Below are 20,413 nucleotides of genomic sequence, written 5' to 3'. Positions count from 1 at the left end.
CTTTCTGCCGGTTTCCTATCAAATTTAAGCATTTTCTACAATAAGCGTAGCGGTATTCTCGCTTGCTCCTATTCCGCCCAATTTATTTTCTAGATCCTCGTAAGCTTCAAAGATCATTTTTCGCTGCTTACTGTCCAATATTTTTAATAATTCCGATGTCAAATTCTTAGTATTCAGGTCGTCCTGTATCAATTCTTTCACCACTTCCTTCTTCATGATTAAATTCACCAGGGAAATGTAGTCCAAAGTGATGATTCTCTTGGCAATTTGATAGGAGATCCAATTTGCTTTGTAGCAAACCACCTGGGGAACTTTGAACAAGGCCGTTTCCAAAGTTGCAGTGCCACTGGTCACTAGGGCAGCATGGGACAGGCTCAACAGGTCATAGGTTCTATTGTTCACAAATCCCACTTGTGGGTCTTTTAGGAAAGGGTCATAAAATTCCATTTCCAAACTTGGGGCACCAGCGATAACAAATTGATACTCCGGAAAGGACTTGGCAACAGATAGCATTATAGATAGCATTTTCTGAACCTCTTGTTTTCTACTTCCTGGCAATAAGGCTATGATGGGTTTGGCGGGATCAAGTTGATTGACTTTCCTAAAATTATCTTCATCGGGTTTTTTTCTTTCCCCAATTGCATCGATCAGGGGATGGCCCACAAAATTTACAGGAAGGTTGTGTTTTTTTTCGTAGAACTCCTTTTCAAATGGTAAGATAACGTACATGGCATCTATATCCCTTTTAATTTTTTCAATTCTTCCCTCCCTGGAGGCCCATATCTGAGGTGCTATATAGTAATTTGTTTTAATGTTATTTTCTTTGGCCCATTTGGCAATCCTAAGATTAAATCCTGAATAGTCTATAAAAATAAGTTGATCGGGCTTAAACTGTAAGATATCTTCCTTACAAAACTTTATGTTCTTGAAAATGGTATTGATATTGCCCAGCACTTCTAGGAACCCCATAAAAGCCATTGCCTTGTAGTGTTTTACAAGGACTCCGCCCGCATTTTGCATTAGATCACCACCCCAACAACGAATGGCTGCGTCGGGATCCTTTTTTTTAAGGGCCTTGATAAGATTGGAGCCGTGTAGGTCTCCAGAAGCTTCACCGGCAATGATGTAGTATTTCATCTTAAGGTTCTGATTTTTTGTATTAAAACATTTTATAGTAAAGGATAACAAAAGCAGTCAAAAGGGTTGCTATTAGCACCCCTCTTGCCCTGTGGTCTCTATTTAATTTCAGAAAGCCAAAAAAGGCAATAAGGTTCAAGATGGCACCAAGGGCCAATAAACTACCAATATGCTCTTGTTCTATGGCAGCTGCAAAGGTCTCCGAGATATTCAAATCAGAAAACAGAACGATATAGGCCAAAGTACCGATGGTATTGGCAATTATACCTACCAAAAATCCGATGATGATTTCTTTTTTATTCATTTAAGTTCCAATTGTTAATGTTTTGTATGGCATGGTGTGCCGTGAGATCAAATTGTGTGGGTACGAGGGAAATATAGTCATTGGCCAAGGCCCACTCATCGGTGTCCTCCCCTTTGTCCAGCAATTCAAATTCCCCGGTAAGCCAATAGTATTCTTTGCCCATGGGGCTGATCCTCTTGTCAAATTTTTCCTTCCAATTGGCCCGGGCCTGTCTAGAAATTTTGATACCCCTGTATGCCTTGCCTTCCAACTTGGGGATATTTACATTTAAAACTACCCCTTGAGGCATTCCTTTTTCCAGCGCTTCCCTGACTATTCTCTTTATGGCATCCCCGGCCTTTTCAAAGTTGGCATCCCAAGAAAAGTCGCACAATGAAAATCCTATGGCGGGTATTCCTTCTATCCCGGCTTCAATAGCTGCGCTCATCGTACCGGAATAAATAACATTGATGGATGAATTGGATCCGTGATTGATGCCACTAACACAAATATCGGGCTTTCTATCCAACAGTTCCTGTAGCGCTAATTTCACACAATCCGCTGGAGTGCCACTGCAACTATATTCTTCCGTGCCTCCATTTTCTGTATCTATGGTGACCTTTTTTGAGTATAACGTATTGTCCAGTGTTATTGCATGTCCCATTCCCGATTGAGGGCTGTCCGGAGCCACAACGACCACATCTCCAATCTCTTTCATATACCTTACCAAGGCTCTTAATCCCGGTGCTGTTATACCGTCATCATTAGTGACAAGAATCAAAGGTTTTTCCATAGATTATAATTTATGGTGTAAAAATACGTTTTTCATTAGGAAAAGCCTTTGATGTCGTTTAACAAAAATTTAATGGATACAGAACAATGTGGCATGGTTTTTTCAGTATCTTAGAGGATTCCAGATAATGTCAGGTAGTGCATTTATAGTGGGCTAGTCCTGAATTATTTTGCAATCCGATATGGAATAATACATCAAAAAAAGAAAAAGAATATGAAAAAGAAATTGGCTTTTGCATTGTTGGTGATGCTGATTGCTGTAGCCTCCTGCAGTTTTACAAATAAATCTTTTGAGACCAGTGATAAGGACAAGTTATTATTGGATCTCATTACTTATGTTTTGGAAAAGGGACATTATCAACCCAAGGATATCAACGATGATTTTTCGGTCGAAGTCTTTGAGGATTTTATCAATGTGATAGATCCAACAAAGAGATATTTCTTGGAAAAGGATATCAATGAGTTCGAAAAGTATAAGTTTCAAATTGATGATCAAATTAAAAATACCGATATCAGCTTTTTTAATTTGGTACATGAAAGGTTGATACAACGTATGCAAGAAGCCAAAGGCATCTACAAGGATGTCCTTTCTGAGTCCTTTGATTATAATTCCGATGAAAAAATCAATATTGATTATGACAATCAACCTTTTGCAAGTTCAAAGGCAGAATTGAAGGAACGATGGAGAAAGCAATTGAAATATGCTACTCTGGGTACCTATGACTCTAAATTGACAGATGAAGAGCAAAAGAAGACCAAAGATGCTAGTTACAAGGCGAAATCAGTAAAAGAGATCGAATCGGAAGCTAGGGCTTCTACCGAAAATACCTTGGATGAATTCTATGACTTTGTAGATGAATTGGAGCGTAAGGACTGGTTTGTTCAATACATCAATACCATAGTGGACGAGTTTGATCCACATACCTATTATTTTGCACCGGAAGATAAAGAGAAGTTCGATGTGAGCATGTCAGGAAAGTTTGAAGGAATAGGTGCGCGTTTGCAAAAGCGTAAGGATGAGACCACCATTGTGGAAATTATATCCGGAGGTCCTGTTTGGAGAGACAAACGTCTGGAAGTAGGGGACGAAATATTAAAGGTTGGCCAGGAAGGTGAGCCACCAGTGGATATTGTTGGGATGAGACTCGACGATGCCATAAAATTCATCAAAGGTCCTAAAGGGACCGTAGTAAATCTTACTGTTAAGAAGGTTGACGGTTCTATAGAAATTATTTCTTTGACAAGAGATGTTGTGGAGCTCGAGGAATCTTATGCCAAATCCGCTACGGTCAAAAAAGGAGAGCAAAAATTTGGATTGATCAATCTGCCAAAGTTTTATGTTGATTTTGAAGACTATAATAATAGAAATGCCGCAACCGATGTTGCCAAAGAGGTAGAACGCTTAAAGGAAGAAGGTGCAGAAGGATTGATATTGGACCTTAGGGACAATGGTGGAGGTTCTTTAAAAACTGTTGTGGAGATGGCCGGATTATTTATCAAGGACGGACCCATTGTACAGGTTAGATCTTCAGGGCAGCGCAAAGAAGTATATGACGATAAGGATGAAAGAATCCAATGGGACGGACCCTTGGTGATCTTGGTAAACGAGTTATCGGCATCAGCTTCTGAAATTTTGGCTGCAGCGATGCAAGACTACAAAAGAGCTATTGTTATTGGTAGCAAACAGACTTTTGGAAAGGGAACAGTACAAAACGTTATTCCTTTGGACAACATTGTAAGAAGCAATGAGCATGGAGATCTTGGAGCTATTAAATTGACTACTCAGAAATTTTATAGAATAAACGGAGGATCCACCCAGTTGGAAGGAGTAAAGAGTGACGTGGTTGTTCCGGACAGATATAGCTATATTGATCTAGGAGAAAGAGATCAGCAAAACCCATTGCCATGGGACAAGATTTCAGCGGCTGATTACAAGCCTTGGGAAGGCTATATAGATTATGAGCAGACCATTGCCAACAGTGCTTCTAGAATGGCCCTTAATTCTCAGATTAAGTTGATCGAGGAAAATGCCAAATGGTTAAAACAACAACAAGATGAAAATGTAATATCCTTGAACTATAGCAGCTATAAAAGCGAAGAGGAAAGGATGAAGAAGAAATCCCAATATTTTAAGACGATTCAGGAATATGATTCGCATTTGTCCTTTGAATCCCTTAAGTATGAAAAGGAGCTGTTTACACAAGATGAGGTATTGAGAGAGAAAAGAGATCGCTGGCACCAGGATTTGGCCAAAGATGTCTACGTTGAGGAAGCCATAAATGTATTGCAAGATTTAAAATCGAACAATATTAAAGAAACCAAATTGGCAAGTGTAAAAGGATAATCACATTTAAATTTAATAGTAGTAAGGCCCGGTTTATCCCGGGCTTTTTATTTTTGTGCCAGGACCGTGACTTTTCTAATTAAAGGCCCATTATGAAAAAACGAAATATTTATACTCTTTTGACCTTACTTTTTATTGTAGCTTTTTGGCTTTTTGATAATTTTTATGAGACAAAAACATACGAGGACGATTATGATAGTGGAAACATGGGTAAAAATGTAAAATTGCTTTTTCCAACTTCCACCACAGGTGTCATCATAGACCATAATTACTATTCCCTGTCTTATAGCGAGCCATTTGAGCAGGCGGAGTGGGTGGCCTATGAGCTGAAGAAAGAATACATTACCTATGATGATAGGAAACGACCTTATTTTATAGAGGATCCAAGGGTGCGCACTAAATCTGCGGATTGGAAAAATTATAGGGGATCGGGCTACGATAGAGGTCATTTATGCCCTGCAGGAGATATGCGATTTTCAGAAGCGGCCTATAATCAAACCTTTTATACCAGTAATATAAGTCCACAGGAGAACGCTTTCAATGGCGGGATTTGGAATAGATTGGAACAAAAAGTGAGGTATTGGACCAAAACTTATGATAGTGTGTTTGTAGTAACAGGAGGGGTATTGGAAGAAGGACTACAGGAAATAGGGGAGGAGGATGTTGCGGTTCCCAAGTTATTCTATAAAATTATTGCTAAAGGTAATATAGACAATCTAGAGGTTTTGGGATTTCTTATGCCACATAAAGATAGTGCCCTTCCTTTGGAAAAGTTTTTGGTGCCCGTGGATAGTTTGGAAACGCTAACGGGAATTGATTTTTTTGAAAAGCTCCCCAATGATAGGGAAGAACGTTTGGAGAAAGAGGTACATATTAAAGGGTGGAAATTTTAATTCCACTCGTTCAACCTGTTCGAATCGAGTTTTAAAAAGATAAATAATAGGGCCGTAAAAAATAAAAGTCCAGATCCTCCATAGCTGAAAAATGGCAAAGGAATACCTATAGTTGGTAAAACGCCAATAACCATGCCTATATTGATGAAATAATGTATTAGGAGTATAGAGATGATGCCATAGCCATACATGCGGCTAAAACTGCTCTTTTGCCGTTCTGAGAGGTATACCAGCCGCAGAAAAAGCACAGTGAATAGGATGACCACCACAGAGGTTCCCAAAAAGCCCCATTCCTCCCCAACGGTGCTAAATATATAATCTGTATGTTGCTCTGGAACAAAATCACCTTTGGTTCTGGTGCCTTCCATAAAACCCTTTCCAAAGAAGCCTCCAGATTCAATCGCTTTCTCCGATTGATAGGTGTTGTATCCAATTGTCTTTTTTATTTCTTCTAGTTTGGCGGGATCTTTTTCCAGACGCAGCCAAAGACTAAAACGGTCCCTATGACGTTGTTCGAAAACGTTATTGAAAACGAAATTTACAGAGAGTGAAAATACGATGGCAACAACAAAAAATATAAGTATAGGTGCTACAGGTATTCTAAAGGTTTTCCTTTTCAACAAAAAGAATAAGGCTATAAATATGCCCAATATGATACCTACCCAAATGGTTCCGAACATTAAGGTGGAAATAAAGACCAAGATAACCAATAAGAGGATGCTTAAATAATAGAGAGGCAGTCCCTCACGGAATAGTACAAAAATTAAGGCGAAGAATACCAAGGCACTTCCAGGGTCTGGTTGCGGTATAACAAGTGCCGCGGGTATCAAAATGATCAAAAGGGCATATAATTGATCTTTTCCCCGTTTAATATCGGTCTGGATGTCGCATAAATATTTAGCTAGTGCCAAGGCTGTGGCCACTTTGGCCAATTCCGAGGGCTGTAGATTAAAGAAACCTAGATCATACCAAGAAGTGGCTCCTGCGATGGTCTTCCCGAAAAGAAATAGTCCAGCTAAAAGTACTAGGGAAAGAATGTAAATAATACTGGAAAAACGTTCATAAAAATCGGCCTCAATTCCAAGTATTACAATTATGGAAAACATGCTTATCAAGATAAAAAATAGCTGTTTTCCGTATAAGGTTCCAAAATCCAATAAAGCCTTGTCTTCCTCTGAGTAGGTGCTGGAGTAGATGTTGATCCACCCAATGCCCACCAACAAGAAGTAAATTAAAACGGTTAACCAGTCTATACGTTTTAAGATGCTTTTACCAGACACGCTCGTTGATTATAAAGGGTTGGCCGCTATGCGGTTTGGCATATTCTGCTTCCAAATTTTTCTCTAACATTCTCTTTTCTAAATCTGTTCTTGTAATTTCACCCTTGAGGTATTTTTCAATTAAAAGGGAAGCAATATGTCCGGCATATCTAGAGCCAAAATATCCGTGTTCAATATATACGGCTATGGCAATTTTTGGGTTTTCCACTGGGGCAAACGCGATAAAGACAGAATGGTCCGTAAGTTGGGTTTTTACACCGTCGATTCTAGTGAAATTCTCTACAGTTCCAGTTTTACCTGCAATTTCGATATCAGGTATTTGTAACCTGCTCGCTGTCCCCTGCTTGTAAACCATGGCCATTCCGTTAATAACCGGATCAAAGTATTTTTTGTCTATTGTAGTGTGCTTTGCTTTTATAAATTCTGGGATACTAATATCTTCATGGTCAATTTTCTTAAGCACGTGGGGAGTATAGTAAAAGCCCTTATTCGCAATTGCGGCCGTCATATTGGCCAATTGAATTGGGGTTGCAGAAACTTCACCCTGTCCAATGGAATTGGAAATTATATAAGAAGAAGACCACCGATTATCTCCATACCACTTATCATAGTACTCTTTGCTGGGAATTCTACCTCTTTTGCCCGTTGGAAGATCATATCCGAGAAAATCACCCAATCCAAAACTCTTCATGTGTTTTTCCCAAACATCCATACCTGCATCCGTGGTTGGAAATTGTTCGTAAATTTTCCTAAATGTGCCCGCAAAATAAGCATTACAGGAATTGTATATGCCAGAGGTCATATCTCTCATGCCTCCTCCACAGTGACATCCTCTTTTTGTACTACCTACATAAAAACCGTGATAGCACATAATTTTGGTGTCCGGGGTGATAGCTCCTTCCTGCAGGGCAACAAGGGCGTTCAGGATTTTAAATGGAGAACCTGGTGACGTTTCAGCCAAAAGGCTTCTATCATAGGTTGGTTTGGAAATGGAATCGTAATACAGTTTCGTGTAATTTTTAGATCGCTCTCTTCCTACCAATAAAGCTGGGTCATAGGTAGGGCCGGAGATGAGTGCCAAAATCTCTCCTGAATTAGGTTCAATGGCTACTATACCACCATGCTTTCCTTGCATTAAAAGCTCGCCGTATTCCTGTAGTTTCTTGTCTAAGGTGACATGTATTTCCTTTCCCTGTTCAGGTAAGGTGTCCAACGCCCCATTTTTATAGGGGCCAATATCCCTGTTAAAACGGTCTTTTTGAATGTATTTCACACCTTTCTTACCTCTTAAGATGTTTTCATATTCCTTTTCTATTCCCGTTTTTCCAAGTAACTCCCCTTGTTTGTAATAAGGGTTGTTCGCCAGGTCTCTTTCATTAACCTCGCTGATATATCCCAATACGTTGGCGCCACTATTGGTGGCATAATATCGCAATGATCTCTTTTGAATATAAAAACCATCGTATTTCCTCATTTTTTCTTGGAGACGGGCATAATCCTCCTTGGATAATTGATGCACTAGAACGGAGGGAAGTCTAGGGGAGTATATTTTGGCTTTATTTAAATTTTTAATGAATTGCTCTTTTTCCAGACCTAAAAGGATGCAGAATTCCAACGTGTCCAGGGGTTTTACATCCTTGGGAATGACCATGACATCATATGCCGGCTGATTGGCTACAAGAAGCTCCCCGTTTCTATCATAGATATAGCCCCTCTCTGGGTAATCATAAATGGCTTTAACCGCTACATCCTCAGATACTTTTTCCCCAACATTATTAAATACCTGTAAGTAGGAAAGCCTACCTATAAAGGTGATTCCTATGATGATAATGAAGGCGGAAAGAAGAAACTTATTCATTCTTTTTGGTGCTAACTAGTGAACTTATCAATAAACAGACCAACAAGGTCACTGCGCTTGTTGATGCTATTTTTTTCAAAATTATCAGTAAATTGGAGAAACTGAAAATTTCTAATGTAAAGTATGTAATATGATGTATTAATATTAATAACGCAATAAATGTAATTTGTTGTGCTTTAGTACTGTTAGACAGCTTAAAACTCTGAAATTCATAGTTTACCCCAAAGCAAAATCTCATAATACTTGGTCTTAGATAGGCTATGGTTATTGTTGCCGCAGTATGTATTGCCATGGTATCTGAAAATAAATCAACGGCAAGCCCCAATAAGAAACTTATCAAAAGAAATAGGGATCTGTTTTCTTTGATAGGATACCAGTATATAAAGAGAATATAAACCATTGGGTTTATATATCCAAAGAAATTAAGGTGATTGAATACGAGTACCTGAAATAATACAAGCAGCACAAAGCGAACGATATTTATAAAATAGTATTTACTGCCCATTTTCTATTTCAGATTCCAATTGTAATAATTCAGGTCTATCTATGTTGTTGATGATATACACGTTTTTAATGTTGGTCATATCATTGAACAAGTCGACATCTATACTATAATAACTTTTTGAGGTCGTTAGGTCAAAAGATTTAATCGTCCCTATGGGAATATTTTCTGGAAATATACTGGAACTTGCACCAGTAACTATGGTATCCCCAATCTTTAATGGTACTAATCTTGGAATGTCCACTAGTTGTACGACATTAAACTTTTTTGTGTTCCAAACCAGGGAGCCAAAACGATCCGTATTTTTGATTTTTGCGTTGATATTCGATTTGGTGTTCAAGATACTCTGAACAATTGCAAAATGCTCCGAGGTGCTTTCTATGATTCCCAAAATACCATTTGAGGTAATGACCCCCATATCTTGTTTCAGTCCGTCTGCCTTTCCCTTATTGATGGTGATATAGTTCCTGGGGTTTGCAAAACTGTTTTTGATCACCCTGGCTGAGGTAACCACATAGGTGGTCTTACTTGTATCCAACTCTATGGTTTCAGGAACTTTTAGGTTAAAAAGTATGCTCTTTAGCCTTTTATTCTCTTCCAATAGTTTTTGGTTTTCTGTCCCTAGCCCAAAATAAGAGGTGAAGTTGTTTGTTGTCTGATATATGCCTCCAGTAAAACTATTGGCAGAATTGAAAAACCTTGACTTATGATAGGAATGTGATTGAACGGTCAGAGTAAAGGCAACTGTTAACAACAAGACATAAAGCAAGGAGATTTTATATCTTATTATAAATCGAATAATCTGTTGCATTCACTTTAGCTATTTTGGGGGGTTATATAAATGACCATCCATATAGGTTGTGCCCAATGAAAAAAATGACCTTCCTACGCTGTATGCCTTTTTTATTTGATCAAGATACTTTTGTATCGTTCCAAGTTTTTCAAGGCAATTCCAGTTCCGCGTACTACTGCCCTCAATGGATCTTCAGCAATGTAAACCGGTAGATCTGTTTTTTGTGACAATCTTTTGTCCAATCCTCTTAACATAGAACCTCCACCGGCCAAGTATATCCCTGTGTTATAGATATCCGCGGCCAATTCTGGTGGCGTTTGTGATAGGGTCTCCATAACAGCGTCCTCTACTCTTAAAATGGACTTGTCCAATGCTTTCGCTATCTCTCTATACGAGACTTGTACCTGCTTTGGTTTTCCTGTCAATAAATCTCTTCCTTGCACCGACATGTCCTCTGGAGGGGTCTGAAGGTCTTCCGTAGCGGATCCAATGGTTATTTTTATATTTTCCGCGGTGCTTTCCCCTACATATAGGTTGTGCTGGGTACGCATGTAATAAATGATATCATTGGTGAATACGTCACCCGCAATTTTTACGGATTTGTCACAAACAATACCACCCAGGGCGATAACGGCAATTTCCGTAGTACCACCTCCTATATCCACAATCATGTTACCCTTGGGCTGCATGATATCTAATCCGATACCGATAGCTGCCGCCATAGGTTCATGGATAAGATAAACTTCCTTACCATTTACCCGTTCAGCAGATTCCTTAACAGCTCGCATCTCCACCTCAGTAATTCCTGAGGGAATACAAATGACCATACGCAACGCTGGTGGAAACCATTTTTTCTTTAAAGCAGGGATATTCTTGATGAACATATTGATCATCTTTTCCGAAGCGTCAAAATCTGCAATTACCCCATCTTTCAAGGGGCGTATGGTTTTGATGTTCTCATGGGTCTTTCCTTGCATCATATTGGCTTCTTTCCCAACTGCAATTATTTTACCAGTAATCCTATCTCTAGCTACTATAGATGGACTATCAACGACTACTTTGTCGTTATGAATAATAAGGGTGTTCGCCGTTCCTAAATCTATGGCTATCTCCTCGGTCAAGAAATCAAAAAATCCCATTTATACAAATTTGGTTGTCGGATTAAAAGTAAGTTTTATCGGTGAAAGTAACAAAATTAATGTTTAAAATGGCGAGTGCCTGTCATTACCATGGCAATTCCATTTTCATTACAATAATCTATGCTCAATTGATCCTTGATGGAACCTCCTGGTTGAATCACACTTTTTATGCCACTATTGCCAGCAATCTCAACACAATCGGGGAATGGGAAGAATGCATCACTTGCCATAACCGCACCTTGAAGGTCAAAATTGAAAGACTGGGCTTTGTGGATCGCTTGGTTTAAAGCATCCACCCTTGAGGTCTGTCCTGTACCACTTGCGAACAATTGTTTCCCTTTTGCCAAGACAATGGTATTGGATTTGGTGTGCTTGCATATTTTTGAGGCAAAGATCAAATCTTCAAGCTCGCCTTCAGATGGTTTATTGTCAGTGGCGTAAGTTAAACCTTCAATCGCATCCGTAATATTGTCCCTTCCTTGCACTAGAACACCATTTAAACAGGTGCGTACCATAGTTTCAGGTAGTTCAACATCGTTTTGGATCAAAATGATCCTGTTCTTTTTTCCTTTCAATATTTCAAGGGCATCAGAGGCATAGGAAGGTGCAATTACAACTTCACAGAACAACTGATGTATTTCTTCTGCTGTGGCTTTGTCTATTTCCTTATTGCTGATCAATACCCCGCCAAAGGCCGAAACAGGATCCCCGGCCAGGGCATCCACATACGCTTGGTGAAGGGTGTCCCTCATGGCAAGGCCACAGGCATTGTTATGTTTTAGGATGGCAAAGGTTGGGGCGTCATTTTTGAACTCGTTCATTAGATTAACCGCAGCATCTACGTCTAAAAGGTTATTGTAGGAAAGTTCCTTGCCGTGCACCTTATTGAACATGGCGTCAAAATCTCCAAAGAAGAACCCTTTCTGATGTGGGTTTTCTCCATAACGCAGGACCTGTCCATTAGGCTCGCTAATTTTTAATACTGCTTCTTCGTGGTTTTTATTAAAATAGTTGAAGATGGCGGTATCATAGTGGGAGGAAACGTTAAAGGATTTGGCCGCAAATCTCTTGCGATCCTCCAAAGTAGTACTTCCCTTGCCCTCTGTGATCAAATCCAAGACCTCACTGTAATCATCCATAGAGGACACACAAAGTACATCCTTAAAGTTTTTGGCAGCCGCCCTTATCAAAGAAATGCCCCCTATATCAATTTTTTCTATTATATCTTGTTCCGATGCTCCACTGGCAACTGTCTTTTCAAAAGGATATAGGTCAACAATGACAATGTCCAATTGTGGAATATCAAATTCCTTTAGTTGTTCCTGGTCACCAGTATGATCCTGTCTGTTTAATATCCCTCCAAAAACTTTTGGGTGCAAGGTCTTAACCCTACCGCCCAATATGGAAGGATAACTGGTCACATCCTCCACGGGAACCACATCTATTCCTAATTCTTTGATGAACTTTTCTGTTCCTCCGGTAGAGTAAATAGTGATTCCAAGTTCATTGAATTTTTGTACTAATGGCGCTAGACCATTTTTATGAAATACAGAAATTAGGGCCGATGTTGCTTTTTTTGTGGTGCTCATTTTTTGTGTGCTTATCTAAAGAAATTAATAAGGACACAAAAGTAGGTCTTTACCTTTAAAAAAGGAGGCAGGTTATCAACAAAACAACCAAAGTTTTAAAGAATTTTGGCCACTTCCTCATTTACAAATTCCAAAAACCGCTCGTCCTCAGGGGTAAATGGATCGGGAGTGTTGGAATCTATGTCTATTTGTCCCACATTTTCCCCATTTACGAACAAGGGAACCACTATTTCAGACTTTACCGTAATGCTGCAGGCAATATAGTTGTCCTGGGCCTTTACATCCGGGACCACAAAATTTTGATTGGAAACGGCCACTTGTCCACAAATACCTTTACCGAAAGGGATAATGGTATGGTCAGTAGGGGTACCGGCATAAGGGCCCAATTTTAACTCATTCTTATCACCATTTTTAAAATAAAATCCTACCCAGTCATAGTGGGTTACTTCTTCTTTTAAAAGGTCACAGATTTGTTGCAGTTTGGCGTCTACATCTGTAGTGTTATTGTCTAGTATAGATGAAATGTGTGGTCTTAAAGTAGCTAACATTAGGGTGATTTTTTGCAAAAATATTCAATTAGAATTTCTAGGTCGCATTTTTCTATGAAAATTACATGCCAGTGATACGTAAATTTAAGTTAATACTTATGCCAACTATATTGTGAACGGAGGTTTATTTTATATTTTTGATCCCATGAAATCAATATTTCAAAAAGTTTTTTCTATTGCAATGGCTTTGCTTCTCTTGGTCTCCACGGTCTCATGGACTATTGGAATGCATTATTGCGGAAAAGCCTTGGTTGATATTGCCTTTTTTGAACATGCCGAAAGGTGTGGTATGGACCCGTCCTCCAAAAAAAATTCTGAAAGCGCAGAATGGGGTGCCAATTCTTGTTGTGCCTATGAACTTGCCGTAATTGTTGGTCAGGACGACTTAACAACGTCACAAGTCGAATGCTCCATAGTACAGTACTACCTTTTTAGTCCATCAATAACCGATTATACCTTATTTGCTGGTTCAGATCCTAAGTTGGCAGATTTCGATAAATATGCACCACCCGTGCTGGTTAGGAACGTACAGCTCCTTGATCAGGTCTTTATAATTTAATTTTTTTAGATGATTAGGAATACTTTCCAATGAAGTTGGAGAGCAAAAAGGAATTTTTAACGCCTATGTCGTTAATTCTATATCATAATTATTTAAAAGATATTAAATGAAATACTATTTATTTATTTTATTGTTCTTGCCATTGATTTCGCTTTCCCAAGAAAAAGTGGAAGGTATGGTGATGGAGGCCAATGAAGATAACAGGCATATCGGTCTATCTGGGGCCAATGTCTATTGGTTGAACTCCCAAATTGGCACCATGACCAATGAGGAGGGTTCTTTTTCCATTCCCTACTCAAAAAAGTATAACCAATTGGTGATTAGTTATGTTGGTTTTAAAACCGATACTCTCACCGTCAACGGCCCAAAAATGCTGCATCACTCCCTGCAACCTTCAAATATGTTGAATGAGGTGGTGGTTGAGAAAAAGAGGGATGCCCTGCAAAAAACATTCTTTAGCGCACAAAATGTGGTTACCGTCAACAGTGCAGAACTTCTTAAGGCGGCATGTTGTAACCTTTCAGAAAGCTTTGAGACCAACCCGTCTATAGATGTAAATTTCACAGATGCTCTTACGGGGACCAAACAGATTCAGATGCTGGGTTTGACCAGTCCTTACTTACTCATTACGCAAGAGAATATACCCATGGTTCGAGGGGCATCCCAAGCATTTGGATTGACATTTACTCCGGGAACATGGGTGGAGAGTATTCAGATTACAAAAGGTGCGGGAAGTGTTGTCAATGGATACGAAAGTATATCCGGACAGATCAATACGGAATTAGTTAAGCCCCTTACGGATAGCGAGCTGTTTGTGAACGGATATGCCGCATTAAATGGCAGATATGAGCTCAACACCCATGTCAATAGAAAACTGACCGACAAATGGAGTTCAGGGCTTTATGTACATGGTAACTTGCGTGATGCTAACGTGGATGATAATGGAGATGGATTTTTGGATGTGCCTCTGGCGAACCAGATCAATGTGATGAACCGCTGGCAGTACCAAAATCCTGAAACGGGCTTTATCAGTTTTTTGAATGTTCGTTTTTTGAATGATGAGAAGCAGGTAGGGCAGACCGACTTTGATCCAGACCGTGATAAATTCACTACCAATGCATGGGGTGGGGAAATAGATACGCGTCGCTTTGATGCTTCCATTAAGTTAGGATATGTCTTTCCAGAACTACCGTTCCAAAGTTTGGGGTTTCAGGCTTCGTACAGCATGCACAAGCAGGAATCCTATTACGGATTCAACCAATACGATATTGACCATCACAGTCTTTATTCCAACGCGATCTTCAATTCAATCATAGGGAGTACACAACACCACTTTAAAACCGGGCTCACCTTTGCCTTGGATACCTATGATGAAATTGTAAATACTGAAGATTACGGGCGCACGGACAATTCTTTGGGTGCTTTTTTTGAGTACAGCTATGATAATCTGGAGACTTTGAGTTTGGTTGCTGGGCTACGCGTGGATACACACAATCGGCTGGGTACTTTTGTGACACCAAGATTACATGTGCGCTATACCCCATGGGAAAATGCCAGTTTAAGAGGGTCTTTCGGGAAAGGGAGAAGAGCAGCTAATATTTTTGCCGAAAACCAACAGCTTTTTGGTTCCTCAAGACAGATCAATATTCAAAACATGGGGGGTGAAATCTACGGATTGGATCCCGAAGTGGCCTGGAACTATGGTGTGAGCTTTTTACAGGGCTTTAATCTTTTCAATAGGAAAGGGAATTTCACGGTAGACTATTATCGCACAGACTTTGATAACCAAATCGTGGTAGATTGGGAGAATCCTCAGGAAATATCGTTCTATAATTTAGAAGGGAGCAGTTATGCGAACAGCTTTCAGGTAGAACTGGATTATGAGGTAGTAAAAAATGTGGAAATCCGTGCAGCGTACAAAAATTATGACGTGCAGACCGATTATAATTCGGGTAGCTTTCAAAAGCCCCTGCAGGCTAAAAACAGATTTTTTGCCAACATAGGATATGTGACCTTGCCCAAAGAAAATGGGGCGCAATGGCGTTTTGATTATACATTGCATGCCATTGGCGAACAACGCTTGCCCAACACTACTTCCAACCCATCGGAATATCGATTAGAGGCGACTGCTGCACCATACAGTTTAATGAATGGGCAAGTCACCAAGGTGTTTTCCAAACATTTCGAAATGTATGTAGGTGGGGAGAATTTGACTAATTTTATGCAGGATAAGGCGGTTTTGGGGGCAGATGACCCTTTTGGCCCTTATTTTGATACGAGTATTGTGTATGCGCCTATTATGGGCAGCATGTATTATACGGGATTTAGATATAAATTATAAGTTGTATTCCTTACCGTATGAGAATCTGAAGATTAACCTTAAAATTAAAAATATGAAAAAAGGATTTTTAGTAATAGCGATGTTATGTATTACCTTGGTGACCTACGCCCAGGATAAAAACAAGAAGTTGACCATGGAGGTCGATGGGAAATGTGAGATGTGCAAGATGCGTATAGAAAAGGCTGCCCTTGGGGTGCCAGGGGTAAAGTTTGCCAATTGGGATATCCCTACGCACCAATTGTCCTTGATCATGGACGAACGTAAGACCAATGCCATGGAAGTAAAGACAGCCTTAGTGGCAGTAGGGCACGATACCAAGGAACTAAAGGCCAGCAAAGAGGCTTATGAACAGGTGCATCCTTGTTGTAGATACCGTGAAGACAATACTGACGATAGTAAAAAACATTAGACAATAAAAAAACGCTCTGGTATCCAGAGCGTTTTTTTTATATTCAATTGATGCTTTGGGCAATTGCCTTTTACATCATTCCTGGCATACCGCCACCCATTGGTGGGCCTGCAGGAGTCTCTTCTTTAATGTCGACCAATGCACACTCGGTGGTCAAGATCATTCCAGCAACAGAAGCGGCATTTTCCAATGCAACCCTAGTTACTTTCTTAGGATCTATAATACCTGCTTTAAGCATGTCTACATAGGTTTCAGTTTTCGCATCGTAACCAAAATGGCCTTTGCCTTCTATAACTTTGGCAACAACAACAGAACCTTCTCCACCGGCATTTTCCACGATAGTCCTCAAAGGCGATTCAATGGCCCTTGCAACAATCTGTAATCCTGTTTCTTCGTCTGCGTTTTCTACCTTCACAGCAGCAAGAACTGCTTTGGCGCGTACCAGGGCAACTCCACCACCAGCAACAATACCTTCTTCTACTGCAGCTCTAGTGGCATGTAGGGCATCATCAACACGGTCTTTTTTCTCTTTCATTTCAACTTCAGAAGCAGCACCTACATAAAGTACAGCTACCCCACCGGCCAATTTGGCCAAACGTTCCTGAAGTTTTTCTTTATCGTAATCTGAGGTTGTACTTTCAATCTGAGACTTAATTTGGTTAACCCTTGTTTTGATGTCGTTTGCATTTCCGGCACCATTAACAATTGTTGTATTGTCTTTGTCGATGGTTACTTTTTCACAAGTACCCAACATATCCAAAGTGGCATTTTCCAAAGAGAATCCTCTTTCTTCAGAAATAACAGTACCACCGGTTAAGATAGCGATGTCTTCCAACATGGCTTTTCTTCTGTCTCCAAATCCTGGAGCCTTAACGGCTGCAATTTTTAAAGAACCTCTTAGTTTGTTCACTACCAAGGTAGCCAAAGCTTCTCCGTCAACATCTTCAGCAACAATCAAAAGCGGCTTACCTGATTGGGCTACCGGCTCCAAAACAGGAAGCAAATCCTTCATGGAAGATATTTTCTTGTCAAATAAAAGAATATACGGATTCTCTAAATTGGTCATCATCTTTTCAGAATCTGTCACAAAGTATGGAGATAGGTACCCTCTATCGAATTGCATACCTTCCACAACATCTACATACGTGTCTGTTCCTTTAGCTTCCTCAACAGTGATAACACCTTCTTTTCCTACTTTTCCAAAAGCCTGGGCAATAAGTTCCCCAATGGTATCATCGTTATTGGCTGAAATGGAGGCTATTTGTTTTATTTTTTCAGAAGAATCACCGACTTTTTTGGTTTGTTTGGCCAAATCGGTAACGATAGCCTCAACAGCTTTGTCTATACCTCTTTTAAGATCCATTGGATTTGCTCCAGCGGCAACGTTCTTTAATCCTTCTTTTACAATAGCTTGGGCCAATACGGTTGCAGTAGTTGTTCCGTCTCCAGCAAGATCGTTGGTTTTGGAGGCAACTTCTTTTACCATTTGAGCTCCCATATTTTCTAAGGGATCTGCCAATTCTATTTCTTTAGCAACGGTAACACCATCTTTGGTCACCATAGGGGCGCCAAAGGATTTGCTGATGATTACGTTTCTTCCTTTTGGTCCTAAGGTTACTTTTACCGCATTTGCCAAGGCATCAACGCCTCTTTTTAGGCCATCACGTGCTTCAATATCAAATTTTATATCTTTTGCCATTTTCTTAGTTGTTTTATTAATTAAATAATTGCAAAAATGTCACTTTCGCGCATGATAAGGTAATCCTTGCCTTCCAATTTTAACTCTGTACCGGTATACTTTCCGTAAAGGACAGTATCACCAATCTTTACTGTTATTTTATCGTCTTTAGTACCTGGACCAACGGCCACTACCTTACCTTGTTGCGGTTTTTCTTTTGCAGTCTCTGGAATGTAAATACCAGAGGCAGTTTTTGTTTCAGCAGCCATAGGCTCTATTAGGACCCTATCCGCTAATGGTTTGATGTTTACTTTAGACATATTTTTAGTTTTTAAATTTTAAAATTCTGGATTACTATACGTCAGAAATTATGCCAATGGTTTAAAACTGACATATTGTAAAACAAAAATGCCAGCTTGTCATTCAGGCTGGCATTTTATTGTATCATATAATATGTTTCTTACTCCTGATTTTCCACTGGAGCAGCTTCATCCGTTGTCGGTAAAGCTTCCGGTAAACTTTCAGGAACCGTAGTTTCTATGTCATCCCCTTGCAACAACTTGGAATCGTTAGTACCAAGGCTGCCTTTTATGGCCACATTGGATAATAGGATCAAAACGATCAATAAGGTTGCCAAAGTCCAGGTACTCTTATCCAAGAAGTCTCCCGTTTTTTTAACGCCACCAACTACTTGGTTGCCGCCTCCTCCAAATGAAGAAGATAATCCGCCACCTTTAGGGTTTTGTACCATAATAACCAACACCAATAGTAGGCAAACAACAATGATAAGAATCAGGAAAATTGAAAATGTACTCATTATATTATTAGTTTTCTTTTTGTATTTTCTCTACCGTTTTTATTCGGTCTGCAAAGAAACTACTTTTTTCTGGATATTTCAAACTTAAAATTTTGTAAGCCTGTATTGCTTTTTTATACTTTTTCTGTTCCAAATAAACTCTGGCCAAGGTCTCGGTCATTAGTTCGTTCTTGTCCATTTTCAGAGACTCCGAAATGTCTACCTTATCTATTTTCTCGCGAGGAACGATTTTTGGATTGTTTTCAATGAACTTGTCTATCAGGTCAAACTTTTTCTTCTTGGCCATTTCTTCATCATCGTCTACATCATCCAATGACAAATCCTTGCTGTCCTTTGCTAAGGGTTCCCTTTCAATAGGGGTAGCTGAGGTAAGCTGTAACCATTCGGTAAAGGAATATTTTTCTTTTTTGGTAAAGGGTAGGGGTTTGCCAATTTCCAATTCCTTTTCGGCCTCTTTTTTTGCCTTGGCAATGGCCTCGTCCATATGTGGATCCATCGACTTAAAAAGGGTTGGATCCAGAATTTGCTCTGCCTCCTTAACATTCTGGGGCAATGGTTTGTCCTCGGAGCTCTCATTGAGCAGTGTTTCAATCGGGGCATCTGCACCAACCTCCTCAGAAATAATTTCATGTTCATTAATGGAAAGGCTTCTGCCAGAGATGGAATCTGCAATGGCATTCTGGAGAAAATCCCGAGAAGTGATAAAATCAAAAAGCACATCCCTGTCCGTAGTATGGGCAGCAGTAATTTTAAGCGCGTTGTTGAATTTGAAACTGTTCAAATTTTTAAGTCCTTTTAAATGGACGGCCCGTGCTGCTTGAAAATAGGGGTATTCTTCAATGATATCCTCCAAATGCTTTGTCTGCACCGGTGAAACTACCTTGTTTGGATGTTGCAATAAAAATGTAAAATCCGATACGTTCATACCTATCTACCAATCTGCTAATGATGCATTAAAAATATCTTGGGTTATCCTTTCAAAAACAACTTCATGTGCTTCGCCTTTTACACTATCCAATAGCGTATTGGCATCGTAATCATAAAAGAACGAAAAATTCTTCTCAAAATCAGAATCTTCTTTGGTCTTATTGAAAAAGCGAACCTTTACCCCAATGGTCAATCGGTTTTGGGCGGCTGTCTGGTTAGAGGTGGCTGTCATGGGGGCAACCCTATATTCAATAATTTCCCCTTCGTAGATCAGATCCCCACCAGCGTTGACCAGGTCTAGACTGGTCTGGTTTAAAATTAGATCCTGTAAGGCCAAGGTGAAATCCCTGTCCAAATTGGGCTCGATGGTAGAGCCGGGACTTTGGGCAGCATAATTTTGAAAATAATTTACCTGGAAAGTCGTTGCTGTTCCAACGTTCCCTCCAGTGAAGTTGTATACACCACATCCTTGAAGGGTAAAAACAACTATGAGGAGCGTAATTATATTTTTTATTCTGATCATG

The 20,413-nt window shown here is 39.7% G+C and carries 19 protein-coding genes; 5 read left to right on the top strand and 14 right to left on the bottom strand.

Annotated elements, in window-relative coordinates:
- Window positions 1–24: 24 nt before the first annotated feature.
- Genes lpxB through surE form a run of 3 tightly spaced genes read right to left on the bottom strand, consistent with a single transcriptional unit; the run spans window position 25 to window position 2,213 of the window.
- Window positions 25–1,137: a lipid-A-disaccharide synthase gene (lpxB, locus tag SB49_RS09690; protein WP_062056063.1), complete on the bottom strand. Its 1,113-nt coding sequence runs from the start codon at window positions 1,135–1,137 to the stop codon at window positions 25–27.
- A gap of 22 nt (window positions 1,138–1,159) precedes the next feature.
- Window positions 1,160–1,441: a hypothetical protein gene (locus SB49_RS09685; RefSeq protein ID WP_062056061.1), complete on the bottom strand. Its 282-nt coding sequence runs from the start codon at window positions 1,439–1,441 to the stop codon at window positions 1,160–1,162.
- The gene (gene surE / locus SB49_RS09680; protein WP_062056059.1) at window positions 1,434–2,213 is read right to left on the bottom strand and encodes a 5'/3'-nucleotidase SurE; all 780 of its coding nucleotides are present in this window, start codon (window positions 2,211–2,213) and stop codon (window positions 1,434–1,436) included. Before surE ends, SB49_RS09685 begins: the two co-directional genes overlap by 8 nt.
- A gap of 213 nt (window positions 2,214–2,426) precedes the next feature.
- Between surE and SB49_RS09675 the strand changes: the two genes are divergently transcribed.
- A complete protein-coding gene (locus SB49_RS09675; RefSeq protein WP_062056057.1) occupies window positions 2,427–4,556 on the top strand; it encodes a carboxy terminal-processing peptidase in 2,130 nt (709 codons plus the stop codon).
- A 92-nt stretch (window positions 4,557–4,648) separates the two neighbouring features.
- Window positions 4,649–5,449, top strand: a complete 801-nt coding sequence (locus SB49_RS09670; protein WP_062056055.1) for a DNA/RNA non-specific endonuclease — start codon at window positions 4,649–4,651, stop codon at window positions 5,447–5,449.
- Here the strand turns inward: SB49_RS09670 and rodA are convergent.
- The 6 genes from rodA to SB49_RS09635 form a co-directional block, all read right to left on the bottom strand.
- Entirely contained in the window at window positions 5,446–6,729 is a 1,284-nt protein-coding gene (gene rodA / locus SB49_RS09665) for a rod shape-determining protein RodA (protein ID WP_062056053.1), read from the bottom strand. The genes SB49_RS09670 and rodA overlap by 4 nt on opposite strands.
- Window positions 6,719–8,587, bottom strand: a complete 1,869-nt coding sequence (mrdA, locus tag SB49_RS09660; protein ID WP_062056051.1) for a penicillin-binding protein 2 — start codon at window positions 8,585–8,587, stop codon at window positions 6,719–6,721. Before mrdA ends, rodA begins: the two co-directional genes overlap by 11 nt.
- Window positions 8,588–9,081: 494 nt before the next feature.
- The gene (gene mreC / locus SB49_RS09650; protein ID WP_062056047.1) at window positions 9,082–9,900 is read right to left on the bottom strand and encodes a rod shape-determining protein MreC; all 819 of its coding nucleotides are present in this window, start codon (window positions 9,898–9,900) and stop codon (window positions 9,082–9,084) included.
- Between the two features lie 92 nt (window positions 9,901–9,992).
- Entirely contained in the window at window positions 9,993–11,021 is a 1,029-nt protein-coding gene (locus SB49_RS09645) for a rod shape-determining protein (protein ID WP_062056045.1), read from the bottom strand.
- Window positions 11,022–11,077: 56 nt separating this feature from the next.
- Window positions 11,078–12,610: a bifunctional phosphoribosylaminoimidazolecarboxamide formyltransferase/IMP cyclohydrolase gene (purH, locus tag SB49_RS09640; protein WP_062056043.1), complete on the bottom strand. Its 1,533-nt coding sequence runs from the start codon at window positions 12,608–12,610 to the stop codon at window positions 11,078–11,080.
- A gap of 95 nt (window positions 12,611–12,705) precedes the next feature.
- Entirely contained in the window at window positions 12,706–13,158 is a 453-nt protein-coding gene (locus tag SB49_RS09635) for a GAF domain-containing protein (protein WP_062056041.1), read from the bottom strand.
- A gap of 145 nt (window positions 13,159–13,303) precedes the next feature.
- Between SB49_RS09635 and SB49_RS09630 the strand changes: the two genes are divergently transcribed.
- From SB49_RS09630 to SB49_RS09620, 3 genes are all read left to right on the top strand, one after another.
- A complete protein-coding gene (locus SB49_RS09630) occupies window positions 13,304–13,717 on the top strand; it encodes an HYC_CC_PP family protein (protein ID WP_062056039.1) in 414 nt (137 codons plus the stop codon).
- Between the two features lie 106 nt (window positions 13,718–13,823).
- Complete coding sequence (locus tag SB49_RS09625; protein ID WP_062056037.1) at window positions 13,824–16,058, top strand: TonB-dependent receptor; 2,235 nt, start codon at window positions 13,824–13,826, stop codon at window positions 16,056–16,058.
- A gap of 52 nt (window positions 16,059–16,110) precedes the next feature.
- Window positions 16,111–16,467, top strand: coding sequence for a heavy-metal-associated domain-containing protein (locus SB49_RS09620; RefSeq protein ID WP_062059077.1), 357 nt, complete (start codon window positions 16,111–16,113; stop codon window positions 16,465–16,467).
- A gap of 70 nt (window positions 16,468–16,537) precedes the next feature.
- Here the strand turns inward: SB49_RS09620 and groL are convergent, their stop codons facing one another.
- The 5 genes from groL to lptE form a co-directional block, all read right to left on the bottom strand.
- Window positions 16,538–18,166, bottom strand: coding sequence for a chaperonin GroEL (groL, locus tag SB49_RS09615; protein WP_062056035.1), 1,629 nt, complete (start codon window positions 18,164–18,166; stop codon window positions 16,538–16,540).
- Window positions 18,167–18,186: 20 nt separating this feature from the next.
- On the bottom strand, window positions 18,187–18,465 hold the full coding sequence (locus SB49_RS09610) for a co-chaperone GroES (protein ID WP_062056033.1): 279 nt from the start codon (window positions 18,463–18,465) through the stop codon (window positions 18,187–18,189).
- A gap of 140 nt (window positions 18,466–18,605) precedes the next feature.
- Window positions 18,606–18,962 (bottom strand): preprotein translocase subunit SecG, encoded by a 357-nt coding sequence (secG, locus tag SB49_RS09605; protein WP_062056031.1) that lies wholly within the window; start codon window positions 18,960–18,962, stop codon window positions 18,606–18,608.
- Window positions 18,963–18,969: 7 nt separating this feature from the next.
- The gene (locus SB49_RS09600) at window positions 18,970–19,887 is read right to left on the bottom strand and encodes a hypothetical protein (protein WP_062056029.1); all 918 of its coding nucleotides are present in this window, start codon (window positions 19,885–19,887) and stop codon (window positions 18,970–18,972) included.
- A gap of 6 nt (window positions 19,888–19,893) precedes the next feature.
- The gene (gene lptE / locus SB49_RS09595) at window positions 19,894–20,412 is read right to left on the bottom strand and encodes an LPS assembly lipoprotein LptE (RefSeq protein ID WP_062056028.1); all 519 of its coding nucleotides are present in this window, start codon (window positions 20,410–20,412) and stop codon (window positions 19,894–19,896) included.
- Window position 20,413 lies beyond the last annotated feature (1 nt).

It is taken from the genome of Sediminicola sp. YIK13 (assembly GCF_001430825.1).
Lineage (GTDB): Bacteria > Bacteroidota > Bacteroidia > Flavobacteriales > Flavobacteriaceae > Sediminicola.
The sequence above is the reverse complement of the archived record's forward strand: the minus strand, read 5'-3'. Positions and strand labels throughout refer to the sequence as shown.

What these genes read in the sequence shown, in the direction of transcription:
- lpxB (WP_062056063.1), bottom strand. Translation starts at nt 1,137, where the DNA reads ATGAAATACTACATCATTGCCGGTGAAGCTTCTGGAGACCTACACGGC.
- SB49_RS09685 (WP_062056061.1), bottom strand. Translation starts at nt 1,441, where the DNA reads ATGAATAAAAAAGAAATCATCATCGGATTTTTGGTAGGTATAATTGCC.
- surE (WP_062056059.1), bottom strand. Translation starts at nt 2,213, where the DNA reads ATGGAAAAACCTTTGATTCTTGTCACTAATGATGACGGTATAACAGCA.
- SB49_RS09675 (WP_062056057.1), top strand. Translation starts at nt 2,427, where the DNA reads ATGAAAAAGAAATTGGCTTTTGCATTGTTGGTGATGCTGATTGCTGTA.
- SB49_RS09670 (WP_062056055.1), top strand. Translation starts at nt 4,649, where the DNA reads ATGAAAAAACGAAATATTTATACTCTTTTGACCTTACTTTTTATTGTA.
- mrdA (WP_062056051.1), bottom strand. Translation starts at nt 8,587, where the DNA reads ATGAATAAGTTTCTTCTTTCCGCCTTCATTATCATCATAGGAATCACC.
- mreC (WP_062056047.1), bottom strand. Translation starts at nt 9,900, where the DNA reads ATGCAACAGATTATTCGATTTATAATAAGATATAAAATCTCCTTGCTT.
- SB49_RS09645 (WP_062056045.1), bottom strand. Translation starts at nt 11,021, where the DNA reads ATGGGATTTTTTGATTTCTTGACCGAGGAGATAGCCATAGATTTAGGA.
- purH (WP_062056043.1), bottom strand. Translation starts at nt 12,610, where the DNA reads ATGAGCACCACAAAAAAAGCAACATCGGCCCTAATTTCTGTATTTCAT.
- SB49_RS09635 (WP_062056041.1), bottom strand. Translation starts at nt 13,158, where the DNA reads ATGTTAGCTACTTTAAGACCACACATTTCATCTATACTAGACAATAAC.
- SB49_RS09630 (WP_062056039.1), top strand. Translation starts at nt 13,304, where the DNA reads ATGAAATCAATATTTCAAAAAGTTTTTTCTATTGCAATGGCTTTGCTT.
- SB49_RS09625 (WP_062056037.1), top strand. Translation starts at nt 13,824, where the DNA reads ATGAAATACTATTTATTTATTTTATTGTTCTTGCCATTGATTTCGCTT.
- SB49_RS09620 (WP_062059077.1), top strand. Translation starts at nt 16,111, where the DNA reads ATGAAAAAAGGATTTTTAGTAATAGCGATGTTATGTATTACCTTGGTG.
- groL (WP_062056035.1), bottom strand. Translation starts at nt 18,166, where the DNA reads ATGGCAAAAGATATAAAATTTGATATTGAAGCACGTGATGGCCTAAAA.
- SB49_RS09610 (WP_062056033.1), bottom strand. Translation starts at nt 18,465, where the DNA reads ATGTCTAAAGTAAACATCAAACCATTAGCGGATAGGGTCCTAATAGAG.
- secG (WP_062056031.1), bottom strand. Translation starts at nt 18,962, where the DNA reads ATGAGTACATTTTCAATTTTCCTGATTCTTATCATTGTTGTTTGCCTA.
- SB49_RS09600 (WP_062056029.1), bottom strand. Translation starts at nt 19,887, where the DNA reads ATGAACGTATCGGATTTTACATTTTTATTGCAACATCCAAACAAGGTA.
- lptE (WP_062056028.1), bottom strand. Translation starts at nt 20,412, where the DNA reads ATGATCAGAATAAAAAATATAATTACGCTCCTCATAGTTGTTTTTACC.